Source organism: uncultured Kocuria sp. (assembly GCF_947500125.1).
Taxonomy (GTDB): domain Bacteria; phylum Actinomycetota; class Actinomycetes; order Actinomycetales; family Micrococcaceae; genus Kocuria.
Map to the genome: position 1 here is coordinate 18,976 of NZ_CANMRA010000025.1, position 15,135 is coordinate 34,110.

The window sequence follows — 15,135 nt, forward strand, 5'->3', positions numbered from 1 at the left end:
TTTCGGGGGGCTACTAGTAGGGGTATCTGAGAATCACACCATCAAGATTGGATGTTGTTTTAAGTACGCGATTTACGATAAAGCTTGCTGCGTCCTTAACTTCCACGCGGGGTATAATCTTGATTGGCTGGTTGGCTCGAATAGCTTCTTCTCTTGGGTATATTCGAAACGTACATGACACACTATCTGAAGTTCCGATAGTACTGGTGGCGTTACAGAGAATGCCGTTGTCGGATTCCACAAAATTTTCTGAAGTTCTCACAGTTTCCGAAAGAAAATTGCCTCCATCCACTTGTATTCTTGCAGGTCCAGGAGGTGTAAAGTCCAGATTGATCACTATTCTTGATTCGCGCGCCCACTTTGCGACCAGCTTATGACATGCTCCGCTACCCTCAAGAGCGTAAGTGAAAGTTAAAGGCGTATAAAACTTGGGTTCTTCTCTGGTTATGTTGAGACTTAATTCCGGTGTTGGAGTTAGAGGCGGTTTGTCCTGGACGGTCCAACGAAAAACAAGGGTTGTGCGCCCAAAAATTAGATCTATAATAATGATATATGCAACGACCAAAACTACAGTCACAATCACTTTTTGGAATATGTGGCCTACTATGCCGGTTTGGAATAACCCAACTTGGGTGGCAATATATAACCCCAGTAGGGCTAGGTACTTAAGAGTTTCCCCTGCTATTTGTAGTGCTTTTTCCACCTTTACCGCAACACCTCATTGACCCAATCTTCGACGATTGAATCGAGGCGCGGGTTATGTGTTTCGATCACACCTAGGCTTCGTAAACTGAATGTTCCCTGCAATGGGCGGGGAGGCTGCATTGTTATCGACTTAATTTCATATGGAGGCAAGTCGTTGGTTAAGTAAAGATTCAGCCTTTTAACATTTTTTGCGCTAAAGGCTTCAGTCAGAAATTTTAGGTGATCTTCCTCGATGTCTGAGGAAACATCGTGACCGTCCATTACTTTTAGATCGATCCGCCTTAGTCGACAATTTTTTCGGCTACTTAAAAGGAAAGCCAAGTTTAGAATATCTGCTGAACCCAGCAACCATGAATCTTTGATGAGTAAAGGTGATTTTCGACGTGAGTTGTCGAACAGCCTCGACTCATGGGCATGCTTGTGGTGAGCACCCCTTCTCAGCTGCATGGTCGTCATTCGCCCAGTCTATCCATTGACTCGTCTACACGCACGTGTTACGATACGCGATTTTTGTCATCGCACACTCACGGTGCTACGTGCGATCGAGCAACCGATCAGCCTTAACTTCTACTTCTGACACCCTTTGGGGCTGCCATCGGCAAGCCCATCCGTTGCTCGGTGGGGGTGCCGTATAGCCATAGTCGTTTGACGCGCCGTGTACTGGGCGGTGTGCGGGGATATCACCGGGGCCATCGCCTGGATCCGCAGATAGTGCAGCAGTTCTGTACGCACCTCCGAATTCTCGGGCCCCCAGGGTCCAGGCGGCGCACGCCCCCCTCATCCGTCTCGCTTGATCACGCTGAGTTCGGCCCTCCTGCTCGCGGAGCAGGATGGATAAGTTTTGGTCCTTGCCCACCGGGTCGGAAACTTGTGCTTCGCCCCGGGCAAGTGATGTGCTCAGGCTCGACAGACATGTCTTGGAAGGCATGGGATGCGAGACGTCTCGTCCGGGAAATTTGCGCCCGCATGTTGTGAACCGCAGCGATAAGTGGCGCGCTTCTGACAGAGCTAAATGACGGGAGCAAGGCCGAGCGGTTCGATCCGGGTCGATGGGTCGTTCGAGCTCTGGATGGTTGAGAGTTTGTCCGGCTCGGACTGCCGTCCCACTTCCTAGGTACTGGGACGCTCGGCGTCGAAACCTAAGTTCGGGGACTATGGATATCGATTCGAGTGCCAGAAGTTAGGCCTAGAACTCAGTGCCATCTAGGTCGTACGGAACCGACTTCCGGTACGCTGAGCCCATGGAATTGGGCTATGCGCGGGTCTCGACGGCCAAACAGGACCTCGATCGGCAGATCGATGCCCTCCGCCAGGTCGGGATCGCCGCCGAGCGGATCTATGTGGACAAGAAGTCCGGGGCCACCACGGAGCGCCCCGGTCTGGCTGCGGCCCTGGCCTACGCGCGGGAGGGCGACGTGATCGTGGTGCACACCCTGGACCGGCTCGGGCGCACCGTGCGCGACACCCTCAACCTCATCCACGACCTCGCCGAGCGGGGAGTGGGCGTACGGAACCTCGCGGATCCGATCAAGGTGGACTCCACCAACCCGAACGACCCGATGGCTCAGCTGGCGGTGGTGCTGCTGGCGCTGTTCGGGCAGATGGAACGCACCTACACGCTCGAGCGCGCCGCCCACGCCCGATCGGTGGCCACGGCCAAGGGCCGGCGGATCGGGCGGCCTACGGTGGTGGACCCGGACAAGCTGGCCTACGCGGTGCACCTGCGCGAGTCCGGGCACACGATGGCGGAGATCGTGGCGAAGACCGGGATCACCCGCACCAGTCTCTACCGCCACCTCCCACCGCGGCCCCCGGAGCCGGTGACGGCCGGACCGGTCACCGCCGCCGATCCCGAGCCCGGTCGGGCGGACTGACCCTCGTGGGGTGATGGTGGTGGTGCAGCTGAGTCCGCAGGAGAAAGCGGCACTGCTGCGCCAGCACCTCGACGACGGGGTGCCGCTGACCCGGCTCGCCGCCCACGCCCAGGTCTCGGTCCGCACCCTGCAGCGCTGGGCCGCCGAGTACCAGGCGGACTCCTCCGCGGCCGGGTTGCACCGCCAGGTCCGCAGCGACCGCGGTCACCGCCGGTTGCCTGCGGAGCTGATCGCGGTGATCGAGGCCCTGGCGCTGCGCCGGCCGGCACCGACGACCACGTTCATCCACCGCCGGGTGTGCGATCTGGCCCCGGAGCGCGGCTGGGCGCCCCCGAGCTACTCGAGCGTGCGCAGCGTGATCGCCGGCATCGACCCCGGGCTGCGCACCCTGGCCCTGGAAGGAGACACCGCCTACCGGGACCTGTACGAGCTGGTGCACCGGCGGACGGCGGTGAGGCCCAATGAGCAGTGGCAGGCCGATCACACCCTGCTCGATCTCCAGATCCTCGACCACCGGGGGCGCCCGGTGCGGCCGTGGCTGAGCGTGATCCTCGACGACTACTCCCGCGCGGTCGCCGGCTACATGGTCTTCACCGGCGCCCCGAATGCGGAGCAGACCGCCCTGGCCCTGCACCAGGCCGTGCGAGCCAAGCCCGACCCGCGGTGGCCGGTCCAGGGGCTGCCGGAGGTGCTCTACAGCGACCACGGGTCCGACTTCACCAGCACCCGGCTCGAGCGGGTCTGCCTGGACACCCACATCCGGCTCATCCACTCCCGCGTCGGGGTCCCGCAGGGGAGGGGGAAGATCGAACGCTTCTACGGCACGATCACCACCGAGGTGCTCCCGCACTTGCCCGGTTACATCCCGCACGGCACCGGGGGCACCCCTACCTCACCACCTGCCCTGAGCCTGGAGCAGCTCGACGCAGTGGTCCAGCGTTACCTGATCGAGGACTACCACACCCGGGTGCACTCCGAGACCGGCCAACCCCCGGCCACCCGCTGGATCGGGGCCGGGTGGATCCCCCGCACCCCAGCACGACCGGAAGACCTCGACCTGTTGCTGCTCACCGCCGCGACCACCCGCATCGTCCAGCGCGACGGCATCCGCTTTCAAGGCACCCGCTACATCTGTCCAGTGCTGGCCGCCTACGTCTCCGAGACCGTGACCATCCGCTACGACCCCCGCGACGCCGGCGAGGTGCGCGTCTACCACCAGGACACCTACCTGTGCCGGGCGATCGCCCCCGAACTGGCCGCCGCGACCATCACCCTCCAGCAGCTGCAACAGGCCCGGAGCGCACGGCGCCAGGAGCTCAAGCAGCAACTGCGCGCCCGGCGCAGCCTCGCCGACGCCCTGCCCGCCGACGACCGCTGGGCACCACCACCCGCCCCGGCGCCGGGCCCGGCAGCAGACCCGCCGGCGGACCGGGCGCCCCGACACCGGCTGCGGACCTATGCCACCGACTGAGCCCGACTCCTCCCGGAGCCTGCTGGGCAAGAACGACGACGGTCGGCGCTTCCTCTCCGGCACGTTCGGGGAAATCGCAGCCTTGGGCCCACCCCCGGACCCCGCATCGCCCCTGCTCCTTCCCACCCGGGAGCACCGCCGCTTCACCGAGTTCGCCGACACCGTCCGCACCCACCGCTACATCGGCGTCTGCTGGGGCCCACCCGGGGTCGGCAAGACGCTCTCGGCCCGGCACTACGCCGGGGCACCGGAATGGGAGCAGTGGCAACGAGACCTGGGCGAGGACCGCGAGCCCGGCCCCATTCCCGAACAAGTCCTCCAGGCCCGCACCGCCATGTGGACTCCGACCGTCACCGCCAGCCCCCGACAGGTCGACCAAGCCCTGCCGCGGGCCTGCCAGCAGATCTCCTACGCCATCGACTACCACCGCCACGGCCACGTCGACCCGCTGGTGCACACCGCCTCGCGGTCCTCCGGGCTCACCGAGCTGCTCATCATCGACGAAGCCGACCGGCTCAAGACCACCGGCCTGGAACAGGTCCGCGACTACTACGACCGCCACACCATCGGAGTGATCCTCATCGGAATGCCCGGCATCGACAAACGCCTGGGACGCTACCCCCAGCTCTACAGCCGTGTGGGCTTCGCACACGAATACCGCCCACTCACCCCCGAAGAGCTCACCGCCGTCCTGAACCGCCGCTGGCACACCGACGGACTGGCCGACGACGACGAGTTCACCCAGTCGGTCGCGATCGCCACCATCGCCCGGATCACCAGCGGCAACTTCCGCCTCGTCGACCGCCTCCTCACCCAGATCAAACGCATCCTGGACATCAACCAACTCGAGACCGTCACCCCAGAAGTCGTCGAAGCCGCCCGCGACGCACTCCTCATCGGCCACTGAACAGCGGAGTGGACCACCAAGGCAGCCCGCCATCCCAGAGTCCCTGCTGCCCACTGCGCACCATTCGTCTCGGGCACGTCCCGTCGGTACGGCTCCGACGTTGCAGTGGAAGTTTCCTATCGCCAAGCCCTTTGACGTTCTACCCTGAAGGCACGCGATGACGAAGGAGTCCGCCATGTTGCCCCTGCTTCCCTCCGCCACGACAGCCACCGCTTCCTCCAGCTGGGTCTTTCTGACCGTGATCGCAGTCCTCGCCCTGTTGTGCATTGCCCTGCTGGTCATCGACCGACGCCGTCGCCGAAACTCTGGTGCCGACAACTCGGGGCCCCGTGATCGCAGTGTTGCCCCGGAGACCCACTCGGTCGGACTGTGGGGCGCCGGCGGAGGAGCAGGCACGGGAGACATGGGCTAAAGCCCCGGAACAGCAAGCCATCCCACCCACCCACGACATGAAGAACGTGGGACGGCCACCGGGACAGGCCAGGCCATCAATCTTTTCGAACCAGGCTGACCAGCTGGCCCGCTACTGACTGCCCCGCCCCGAAGCGGTCATTTAGCTCTGTCAGAACACCGACACTTATCGCTGTGATTCACACCCGCATGTTTCCGCGGTTCCGCGCGTCTCGCATCTATGTGCTTTATCCGTACCCCTAGAATCGGATACTCAACGTTAGTTGCGAGACAGATGAGGTAGACATGGGGAAGCTCATCGGGTACGCCCGAGTGTCGACGCGGCAGCAGGACGCCGACCGCCAAGTGCATGACCTGCGGAATGCGGGCGTGCGGCGCGATGACCTCTACGTCGATCATGGAGTGTCTGGAGGCCGTGCTTCGCGTCCGCAGTTCGACAAGGCCGTGGCGGCGCTCGAGGAGGGGGACACATTGGTGATCACCACGCTGGACCGGTTGGGGCGGTCGACGCAGAACATGCTGGCCTTCGCCGAGGCGTTGCGGGGCAGAGGTGCCGGGCTGCGGGTACTCAACTTGGGTGGGGGAGACGTGGATACCCACACCCCGATGGGCTCGATGGTCTTCACTGTGATGGCCGCCCTGGCGCAGATGGAGCTGGAGATCAAGCGTGAGCGGATCACCGACTCCGTGGCCAAGCGCCGGGCCGCCGGCAAGGACCTCGGTGGTCGCCGCCAGACCTTCACCGACTCCCAGATCCGCAACGCTCTCCGGCTCATCGAGTCCGGGGAGCCAGTCACCCAGGTCGCCCGAGACCTCGGGATGTCCAGGGCCACCTTCTACCGGCGGATCCGGGAACTGCCGACAGCTCTCCCCAGCTGAGCCAGGTCTGGGGTTCTCCTGCGCTTCGATGAGCGTCCATGAGTGCTTGAACCGGTCACGATGAGGTGTGAGGGTCACCGGTGGGAAGTGCCCCCATGCCTGCCATCGCTGAAAGATTCTGGCGGGGAGTGAGTTGTCCGCTACCTATTGCCGATACTTCTTCAACTGGACGATCATTTGGGCCAGGAAGGCTGTCGGGCGTCTCCGCTATGTCTGTTGCGGCACCAATTGCCAGTCTTGGCCGTGGGTCAATGGATTTCGCGCAGCGAGCCGTCGGTGACGTCGTAGACGAATCCGCGCACGCTGTCCTGGTGCGCGATGAAGGGGTTGGCGGCGATCCGTGCCATCGACTGGCGGACGTCGTCGTCGGGATCGGCGAAGGACTCCGGTGACCACGGCGGGCGGATCCCGGTGTCGGCCTCGATCTGGGCCTTGAAGGCGTCGTCGGTGAAGGTGAGCATGCCGCAGTCGGTGTGGTGGATCAGGATGATCTCCCGGGTGCCCAGCAGCCGCTGGCTGATCACCAGGGAGCGGATCTCGTCGTCGGTGATCACCCCACCGGCGTTGCGGATGACGTGGGCGTCGCCTTCGCTCAATCCGAGCAGTCCGTAGGGGTTGAGCCGGGCGTCCATGCAGGCCACCACCGCTACCGGCAGGGCCGGGGGCATGGGCAGATCGCCCTTGGTGAAGCCGGCGGCATAGGCCTCGGCGTGGTGCAGAAGGTCATCGGTGACGCTCATGGCAGAGGCCTTTCCTCGACGGCTGTGGCGGACTGCATGTCGGCTGTGGTGGGCTGCATGTCGGTGATGGGCTTCGGCTCCAGTGTTCTGGGGTGCTGCGGTCGAACATCTCCGGACCCGCCTGGTCCGTTTTTCAGCCCAGGACCGGCCGTCGCCCGTGAACACCCTTCCCGTCGTTCGGCGTCACCCTCCGTGTCTGGGAAAGCGAGAACAGGTCGCTCTGGAGACACCTACTGATGCAGCAGTCCAGGGCGCCGTCGAGGGTGGTTTCGACCTGGGTTTCTGTGCCGGCGAAGAAGTTGCTCATGGTGGCCTCCGCCTCGCTCACTGTCTCGCCGCTGTCGTCGCGGATCGTGAGGTCCCCGGCCGGTTCCACGTGGGCGTTGCCGGTGTTGGTGATCCCCACCTGAACCACCGAACGGCCGGCCGTGTCGATGTGGCCGGCTCGACCGAACTCGAAGGCCGGTTCGAGCGGCCCGGGGACTTGGACGGTGACGGGCAGGGCTTGGCGGACGATCTGGTTCAGGGCGACCTCCCCGGAGCCTTCCACGGGCTCGGCGCTCTCCAGCACCAGGCTGGTGATGTACTGGCCCGGCTGTGTCTCCTGCGGCACGCTCACGGTCATGGTGCGCTCATTGGCCTGGCCTGCCGGCAATGACAGTTCCTGCGCGGGATAGTCCAGCCAGGTGGTCGTGCCCGTGGGCTTGGTGCCGCTCTCCTTCGCCGCGAAGCCGCCGTTGATGATGGTGTAGGCATCGGCCGGGTAGGTGCTCACGTCCATGGCGGCATCACCGTTGGTGCCCAGCGCCACCGTCAGGTCGCGGCCTTCGCCCGGTTCCATGGTGAGGTCGAAGTAGGACCCGGGGTGGTCCACGGGACGGAGGCTGAGGTTGACCGGCTGCTCGGCCTCTGCGGTGGTGGCGGTGGCACCGGTCGTGGGGGCCAGGATCAGGCCGAGGGCCGCCAGCAGGGGGATGAGACTGCGGCGCAGGGGGGCGGGCATCGATGGACATCCATCGGGGGGACTCGACGGCACGGGTGCCGGAGCGTGGGGCAGTGCGTGAGCACGCCGTGTCCGCCTCCGCCCGGAGACGATCGGTGGGTTCGGGGGTTCGTCTCCGGGGGTAGGTGGCGTGGTGTTCTTCTAGCGCTTGTTCGTGGACATGTCTTCGTAGCGGTCACCGGCGGGGTCCTGGGCCTCGGCGTCGTCGGGGTCGTCGGCAGTGATGAGGATGTTGCCTTCGGAGATCGCCTCCGCGTTGACGTCGTGCTCGATGGTCGTGGCCAGCGGCTTTTCTTTCACGAAGCACAGCAGTACGGCTGCGGCCAGTGCCAGTGGTGTGATCCAGATGAACACCGGGGTCAGGGCGTCGTTGTAGGAGGAGATGATCGGGTTCCTGAGGGCCTCGGGCAGGGAAGCGACCACGGCCGGGGTCAGTGAGTTGGCTCCGCCCGAGGCGTTTTCCAGGGCGGCTGCCGGCAGGCGTTCGGTGAGCAGGTCGGTCAGGCGGGCGGCGAAGACGCTGCCCACGACGGCCGAGCCCAGAGTGGCCCCGATCTGACGGAAGAAGTTGTTCGAGGCGGTGGCGGTGCCGACCTGTCGCAGGGGGAAGGTGTTCTGGACGATCAGGACGAGGATCTGCATGGACAGCCCCAGTCCCAGGCCCATGACCGCGATGTAGGTGCAGACCTGCCACAGCGAGACCTGCGGGGTGAGGGTGGAGAGCAGCCCCAGGCCGGCGGCGACGATGATGCTGCCGGTGACCGGCATCCACTTGTACCGGCCGGTGCGGCTGACCAGTTGCCCGGAGATGACCGAGGCGATGAGCAGAGAACCCATCATGGGGATCATCAGCAGCCCGGACTCGGTGGCGTCGACACCGAAGGCCATCTGCAGGTAGGTGGGCAGGTAGCCGATCGCCCCGAACATCGCGACCCCGATGAACAACCCGGCCACAGTGGTGAGCACAAAGTTCGGCTCGGCGAACAGGCGCATCGGGATGATCGGCTCGGCGGTGCGGCGTTCCTGCGCCACGAACGCGGCCCCGGCCACGACGGTCCCGGCGATCAGCGCGAGGATCACCGGGTCGGTCCAGGCGTATTTGCCGCCGCCCCAGGTGGCGAACAGGACCAGGCAGGTGGTGGCCACAGCCAGCAGGATCATGCCGGGCACGTCCACGCGCGGGCGGCCGGGGTGGCGGGGCAGTTTCAGGAAGAAGAACGCCCCGGCCAGGGCCAGCAGCCCCAGGGGGATGTTGATCCAGAACACCCACCGCCAGCCGGGTCCCTCGGTGAACCAGCCGCCCAGCAGCGGCCCGGCCACGGAAGCGACGGCGAACACCCCGCCCATCACACCCATGTACTTCCCGCGCTCCCGCGCCGGGACGACGTCGGCGATGGCCGCCTGGGAGAGAATCATCAGCCCGCCACCGCCCAGGCCCTGGACCACGCGGGCGGCGATGAGGACTTCGATGGTGCCGGCCAGGGCCCCGATCACGGAGCCGATCATGAACAGCACGATGGCGGCCATCAGCAGGGCCTTGCGGCCCATCAGGTCCCCGAGCTTGCCGTAGACCGGCATCATGATGGTTGAGGCCAGGATGAAGGCGGTGATCACCCAGAGCATCTCGTTGACGCCGTTGAGCTCACCCACGATCGTGGGCAGGGCCGTGCTGAGCACGGTCTGGTTCAGGGCGGCCAGCAGCATGGAGAGCATCAGCCCGATGAACAGCAGCACGATGTGCTGCTTCCCCTCGGCCGGTTCCGGGCGGTGGGCGTCGGTGGGTTCTGCCCGGTGGGCAGGGGCGGGGGTCATGAGAGCTTCCTCTGGACATGGTGGAAAAGGGTGAGGGCCGAAGTCAGGTTCTCGGGTGTTACACCGGAGTCGGTGTCGTAGGCCGGGGAGGCCAGGGCGAAGCGGATCGGGACGCCGGCGATCATGACGAGCATCCGGGCCAGTTCCTGCGCGTCGCATCCTGGGACCTGGGCGGAGCACTGCGGGTCCGCAGCCAGGAGGCCGGCCAGGGCCTGGCGCACGAGCTCTTCGGCCTCGAGCATGTATTCCTTGTGCCGCTGACCCAGATGGGGGTACCTCCGCAGCAGGGCCCGGCGCCGCACGGGGTCACCGGTGGCATCAGCGCTGCGAGCCACCGCGAGCAGCAACCGTGAGGTCTGGCCCAGCAGGTCGCCCTCGGCGGTGAAGCCTTTCAGCAGAGTCGGGTCCAGGGCCGGGGCGCGCAGGCCCAGCACCGCGTCCTCCTTGGTGCGGAAGTAGTTGAAGAACGTCCGTGGGGACACCCCGGCGCTCTGGGTGATGGCGTCCACGGTGGTGCCCTCGATCCCGTGGTCCAGGACCAGCGCGGCGGCCGCCTCGTGGATGGCTGCCCAGGTGTCGGCTCTTCTCCGCTGGCGTAGCGAGGAACTGGATGTCGTACTCACACCCCCCATCATTGCACAACTGCAGAACATGCATTGATGCATCGCAGGGGAAGGGGGGGCGTCGAGACCGCGAGGTGAGTGGCTCGGATCCGCCTTCCGGGAGAGACTCAGAGGCGTGCCACCGTTTCCGGTGGTGCCGGGAGCGGGGGCGTACCCTGTCTGCTGTCAGTAGGCTGAGCCGTTCTCGGGTGGAAGAGGCGGGGAGGAGAAGATCCTCAGGGAGCCATGGGTGCAGATCCGGGACTTCCGGAGGGCCTTCGGGGACACCACCGTGATTGAGGAGGTGTCCTTCGGCGCGGTCGCGGGGCAGACCGTCGGGTCAGAGTCAACGGCAGTCGGGGTGGTCCCCATTGCCTCCACGGGCGGGTCCACAGACCCGGGCCCTGCCGGGCTCGGGGTCCCCGAGCAGAACGGAACAGGAATGGACGGATACACCATGAAGCACGTCACTTTGGGCACCGCAGGACTCGAGGTCTCCCGCCTGGGTCTGGGGTGCATGGGCATGTCGGCGTTCTACACCGGCAGCGGCGCCAACGAGTCCGAGTCGATCGCCACGATCCACCGGGCCCTGGATCTGGGGGTCACGTTCTTCGACACCGCGGAGATGTACGGCCCCTACGCCAACGAGGAACTGCTGGGCAGGGCCTTGGGCTCCCGTCGTTCGGAGGTGGTGGTCGCCACCAAGTTCGGCACTATCTCCCACCGCGCCGGCGACACCCCGGGGTTGGACGGCAGCGCGGAGAACGTGCGGCTGTCGGTGGAGGGCTCCCTGAAGCGGTTGAACACCGACTACATCGACCTGTACTACCAGCACCGCATGGACCCGGACACACCCATCGAGGAGACCATGGGCGCGTTGGCTGAGCTGGTCCAGGAGGGCAAAATCCGTCACATCGGGCTCTCCGAAGCGGCCCCGGCCACGATCCGCCGGGCACACGCGGTGCACCCGGTGACCGCGCTACAGACCGAGTACTCCCTGTGGTCCCGGGACCCGGAACAGGAGATCCTGCCCACGGTGCGGGAACTGGGCATCGGTTTCGTACCGTACTCCCCGCTGGGACGAGGCTTCCTCACCGGCACCATCCGCTCCATCGAGCAGCTGGACGAGGACGACTTCCGCCGCAACAACCCCCGCTTCGCCGGGGAGAACCTCCAGCACAACATCGGGATCGTGGAGCAGGTGGACGCGGTGGCCGCCGAGCTGGGCGCCAAGCCCGGGCAGGTGGCCCTGGCGTGGCTGCTGGCCCAGGGCGATGACATCGCCCCGATCCCCGGCACCAAGCGGGTGAGCTACCTGGAGGAGAACGCCGCCGCGGACGCCCTCGAGCTCACCGACGAGCACCTGGCCGCCCTCGACCAGGTCGCCGCCCCGGCCGGGGACCGCTACGAGGACATGTCCACGATCAACCGGTAGAAATCCGCACGGCTGCACCCGGAGACGCTTCCCGCCGAGTCCCCGGATCGTCTCCGGGTGCAGCCGACGTGTCCATGCCTGGTCGCATGCTCTAGGGCCGGGTTGGGCCTGCAACACCGCATTACCGGTGGGCGGCGGCCTCCTACGGATCGAGAGCGGCGCGTATATGGCCCACGGTGGGTGGGGCGGGTGTGGCGATTCCTGGTCCGGCAGGGTCTGGGAAGAGCTCGATCGAGTCAGCCAGCGGCGGGGCAGATCACCCCGGTGAGCCGCTCGGGCTCTTCCTGCAGCTGCGGGGCCGCCACGTCATCGGACGTCGTTGCGGAGCGCTCGAGCCTCTTCAGGATGCCGCGCAGCGTGTGTGGATCACGGAGGTGGATCTCCACGTCGTCCTCCTTCGAAGGGCACGAACTGACGCTCAGGAGCCCCCACCGCTGCGCGATCGCCGGATACCGCGGGCCTACTCGGCCTCGACCTGAAGGGAACCGGTCTGCCGCCGCGGCCTCGGACGAGGCGGTGTCGACGGGTTTGAGCGCCGTGACGATCCCGTCGCGGTGCCGGCGGCTGGCGTAGCGGAAGGAGTTGCGGATCAGGTGCACGACGCACTGCTGCGCCACCGTCGGTTGCCCGGTGATCGTGATGGCCTCCGGCAGGCCCTTGCGCCCGTCGCCGGCTTCCGGTGAGCGTGTCCTGGACACCACGGGTCTTCAGCTGAAGAGGAGACCTGCAGCCAGAACCGGGCGCCCTCGCCCGCCGTCGCCGGCCCAGTTCCCGAGGCTGTCGCGTTCCCCGTGGGTGGTCACGCCCAGGACGACGTAGAAGGGCGTGGTGCGCATCTGCCTGTCGCGGATCAACACCAGCGATCACGTCGACGAAGAGCACCGGATAGAGCGGGTCCAGCGGAGGAGAGGACCATTCGGCCAGTTCGCCGGCGACTTTCCGAAGTGATCCGGTTCAGGGTGTCCTGAGAGAGCTTCGCCCGGCAGATCTCCTCGAAGTGCGCGGCGATCTCCCCGTGATCAATCCGCTGGCCGAGAACGTGGAGCACGATCTGGTCGATCCCGTCCAGGCGCCGCTTGCGCTGGGGCGCGATCACCGGTGTGAGTGTCCCGTCCGGTCCGAAGGGAACCTCGATCTCGACCGGGCCGATCTCGCTCAGCACGGTCATCACCCGGGTCTCGTTGCGCATGTTCGCCGCGATCGGTGTCTGCCCGTGGTCATGACCGGGGTGCTCGGGCAGTTCGGCTTCCCGGGCGGCCTCCAGCACGTTTTTCGTGAGCTGGTTCAGCAGCCCCGCCGGGCTCGATCAGGCTCACGCCCCGCTCCTTCGCGTGGGCGAGAGGCCGTTCGACGAGGTCCTTCTGATTGATGATCTTTCCGGTCACGGGATCGATGCGTGCCCGTCGTCTCGGTCGTGGACTCTGACACGGCCGTCTTCTTTCGGATCAGGCCGGACCCTCACACACCGTTTTCTTGCAGTGTCTCGCCGCCGGCATGTCCTTCCGAACTTCAGCAACCCGCGTCGCGGCTGGTTCCACCCGATCTCGGTCCTTGACGGTGAGCCTCAATACGGTCCTGCCCAGGACCGCCTTATCCCGCGGTCCGGCCGGGTTGGTCGGCGTTGCCCGCCCTCGGCCGTCCCGGAGAGACTGTGCTTACAGCATGGAAGGAGGTGCATGGTGTCTGATGTGGATCGCGATCTGCCGTGGACGGGGTTGCCGCCCGCCCTCGCTCCGCTGCTGAGCGTGCATCTGCCAGTGATCACCGAGCAGCTGCTGGCGGGGGTGCATCACGATGTCCCGGTCTACGCCGCTTTCATGGATGGCGCGCTGGGCCAGGAGATCCGGCACGGGGTCCAGGACGCCCTGGCCAGGTTCCTGGATCTGGCCGGCACCGACCAGCCGGCCCTGCTCGAGGTGGACCAGGTCGTCTACGAGGGGCTGGGCCGGGCCGAGGTGCATCAGGGCCGGCCCATGGACGCCTTGTTCACCGCCTACCGCTCCGGGGGGCGCACGACCCTGCGGGCGATGTCGAAGGTGGCCATGGAAGCCGGGTTCGAGGCCTCGGTGCTGATCGTGTTGGCGGAGTCGGTGTTCGCCTACATCGAGGAGCTCTCCGCGGCCAGCGCCCAGGGCTACGCTGCCGAGCAGTCCGAGCGTGCCGGGGAACGCGACCGGTTGCTGGACATGGTGGCGGAGATGCTCATCCGCGGTCACGCCGAGGAGGAGTCCGTGCGTGCCGCGGTGCTCGCGGCAGGTTGGGTCCTGCCCGAACGGGTCGTGGTGGTGCTCCTGCCCGCCGAGCGGCGCTCGGGGCTGCGGTCCCGGCTGGGACCGGGGGCGCTGCTCACCTCCCGCCCCGGGGACGTCGTGGCGGTCCTCCCCGAACCGCCCACGCCTGCGGCCCGGCGGGAGCTGGGGCGGTCCCTGACCGGGCGGACCGCGGTGGTGGGCCCGGGACGACCCTGGCGGGCGGCCCCGGACTCCCTGCGCCTGGCCGTGGCCGCCCGGGACCTGCTGGAGCACGATGGTGAGGAACCACTGTGGGTCTGCCAGCACCTCACCCGGCTGCTGCTGCACAGCGACCGCGCCCTGGTCGAAGACCTCGCCACCCAGCGGCTGGCCCCGCTGGAGCATCTCCGCCCGGCCCAACAGCAACGACTGGTCTCCACCTTGCTGTCCTGGCTCAAACACCATGGGCAACGCGCGGCGATGGCCGCCGAGCTGGAGATCCACGAGCAGACGGTCGGCTACCGGGTCAATCAGCTGCGCGAGGTCTTTGGGGAGGCGCTCCACGACCCGCAGGCCCGCTTCGAGCTCGAGCTCCTCCTGCGCGCCCGCGCCGACCAGGACCGCGCGTGAGCGAGGACCGTTGAAGCCCCGCCCCTGGGCGGTGATCGGCCGCCGGCGGCGCCGAAGGACCAGGACAGCGACCCGGGATCCGGGGCCGGTCCAGTTTTCAGTGGAACCACTGCAGCAGCCCTGGCACCACGCCAAGCAGTGAACCACTACCGGGCGTTCGGCCATGCCCGCTCAACGCGGCTGTAGTGCTCAGAACCAGCGCACACCCAACCCCGGGAACGCCCAGTGACTCGCGCGGCAGCTGATTCCAGCAGATCCCGGTCTTGAGCACGAACACGACCCCTGTCAGAACCGCGGGGTCATCTGCGCGCCGGCGCCCTGGGTGGCGGTACCGCCGAGGTGGGCATGCTGGTAGCAACGGCTCGGCTCGCTCCCACAGCGAATCCGGCACGGGATTCCCCATCATGCTCACGAGGGTCGCCGAGCACCCCGGGC

The 15,135-nt window shown here is 66.2% G+C and carries 16 protein-coding genes; 6 read left to right on the forward strand and 10 right to left on the reverse strand.

Annotated elements, in window-relative coordinates; all coding sequences use genetic code 11:
* Positions 1-13: 13 nt before the first annotated feature.
* Together Q0817_RS15040 and Q0817_RS15045 are read right to left on the reverse strand one after the other, a co-directional pair.
* Entirely contained in the window at positions 14-703 is a 690-nt protein-coding gene (locus tag Q0817_RS15040) for a hypothetical protein (protein WP_144836729.1), read from the reverse strand.
* A 2-nt stretch (positions 704-705) separates the two neighbouring features.
* Complete coding sequence (locus Q0817_RS15045) at positions 706-1,161, reverse strand: hypothetical protein (protein ID WP_144836731.1); 456 nt, start codon at positions 1,159-1,161, stop codon at positions 706-708.
* Positions 1,162-1,946: 785 nt separating this feature from the next.
* On the opposite strand from Q0817_RS15045, the gene Q0817_RS15050 reads away from it, so the two are divergent.
* From Q0817_RS15050 to Q0817_RS15065, 4 genes are all read left to right on the forward strand, one after another.
* On the forward strand, positions 1,947-2,579 hold the full coding sequence (locus Q0817_RS15050; RefSeq protein ID WP_298589933.1) for a recombinase family protein: 633 nt from the start codon (positions 1,947-1,949) through the stop codon (positions 2,577-2,579).
* 13 nt (positions 2,580-2,592) lie between these two features.
* Positions 2,593-4,050 carry a Mu transposase C-terminal domain-containing protein gene (locus Q0817_RS15055; protein WP_298590022.1) on the forward strand — a complete coding sequence of 486 codons (1,458 nt, stop codon included), beginning with the start codon at positions 2,593-2,595 and terminating at the stop codon, positions 4,048-4,050.
* Positions 4,037-4,957, forward strand: a complete 921-nt coding sequence (locus tag Q0817_RS15060) for an AAA family ATPase (RefSeq protein ID WP_298589936.1) — start codon at positions 4,037-4,039, stop codon at positions 4,955-4,957. The genes Q0817_RS15055 and Q0817_RS15060 overlap by 14 nt, the downstream gene beginning before the upstream one ends.
* A gap of 696 nt (positions 4,958-5,653) precedes the next feature.
* Positions 5,654-6,247 carry a recombinase family protein gene (locus Q0817_RS15065; protein WP_075871023.1) on the forward strand — a complete coding sequence of 198 codons (594 nt, stop codon included), beginning with the start codon at positions 5,654-5,656 and terminating at the stop codon, positions 6,245-6,247.
* 248 nt (positions 6,248-6,495) lie between these two features.
* Here Q0817_RS15065 and Q0817_RS15070 read toward each other — a convergent pair whose 3' ends face one another.
* The 4 genes from Q0817_RS15070 to Q0817_RS15085 form a co-directional block, all read right to left on the reverse strand.
* Positions 6,496-6,987, reverse strand: a complete 492-nt coding sequence (locus Q0817_RS15070; protein ID WP_277552243.1) for a carbonic anhydrase — start codon at positions 6,985-6,987, stop codon at positions 6,496-6,498.
* 133 nt (positions 6,988-7,120) lie between these two features.
* Positions 7,121-7,990, reverse strand: coding sequence for a WxL protein peptidoglycan domain-containing protein (locus Q0817_RS15075; RefSeq protein WP_277552245.1), 870 nt, complete (start codon positions 7,988-7,990; stop codon positions 7,121-7,123).
* A gap of 141 nt (positions 7,991-8,131) precedes the next feature.
* Complete coding sequence (locus tag Q0817_RS15080; RefSeq protein ID WP_277552249.1) at positions 8,132-9,802, reverse strand: MDR family MFS transporter; 1,671 nt, start codon at positions 9,800-9,802, stop codon at positions 8,132-8,134.
* A complete protein-coding gene (locus tag Q0817_RS15085; RefSeq protein WP_277552251.1) occupies positions 9,799-10,425 on the reverse strand; it encodes a TetR/AcrR family transcriptional regulator in 627 nt (208 codons plus the stop codon). Before Q0817_RS15085 ends, Q0817_RS15080 begins: the two co-directional genes overlap by 4 nt.
* A 436-nt stretch (positions 10,426-10,861) precedes the next feature.
* Here Q0817_RS15085 and Q0817_RS15090 point away from each other — a divergent pair, with 436 nt between their 5' ends.
* Complete coding sequence (locus Q0817_RS15090) at positions 10,862-11,839, forward strand: aldo/keto reductase (protein ID WP_277552322.1); 978 nt, start codon at positions 10,862-10,864, stop codon at positions 11,837-11,839.
* A gap of 236 nt (positions 11,840-12,075) precedes the next feature.
* Here Q0817_RS15090 and Q0817_RS15095 read toward each other — a convergent pair whose 3' ends face one another.
* From Q0817_RS15095 to Q0817_RS15105, 3 genes are read right to left on the reverse strand one after another with little or no spacing between them, the layout of a single operon-like run.
* On the reverse strand, positions 12,076-12,537 hold the full coding sequence (locus Q0817_RS15095) for a transposase (RefSeq protein WP_277552253.1): 462 nt from the start codon (positions 12,535-12,537) through the stop codon (positions 12,076-12,078).
* A 9-nt stretch (positions 12,538-12,546) separates the two neighbouring features.
* Positions 12,547-12,675 (reverse strand): hypothetical protein, encoded by a 129-nt coding sequence (locus tag Q0817_RS15100; protein WP_298589954.1) that lies wholly within the window; start codon positions 12,673-12,675, stop codon positions 12,547-12,549.
* Positions 12,676-12,689: 14 nt separating this feature from the next.
* Positions 12,690-13,106, reverse strand: a complete 417-nt coding sequence (locus tag Q0817_RS15105) for a transposase (protein ID WP_277552255.1) — start codon at positions 13,104-13,106, stop codon at positions 12,690-12,692.
* 412 nt (positions 13,107-13,518) lie between these two features.
* On the opposite strand from Q0817_RS15105, the gene Q0817_RS15110 reads away from it, so the two are divergent.
* A complete protein-coding gene (locus tag Q0817_RS15110) occupies positions 13,519-14,700 on the forward strand; it encodes a helix-turn-helix domain-containing protein (protein ID WP_277552257.1) in 1,182 nt (393 codons plus the stop codon).
* 97 nt (positions 14,701-14,797) lie between these two features.
* Here Q0817_RS15110 and Q0817_RS15115 read toward each other — a convergent pair whose 3' ends face one another.
* Positions 14,798-15,106: a transposase gene (locus tag Q0817_RS15115; protein WP_277552259.1), complete on the reverse strand. Its 309-nt coding sequence runs from the start codon at positions 15,104-15,106 to the stop codon at positions 14,798-14,800.
* Positions 15,107-15,135: the final 29 nt, after the last annotated feature.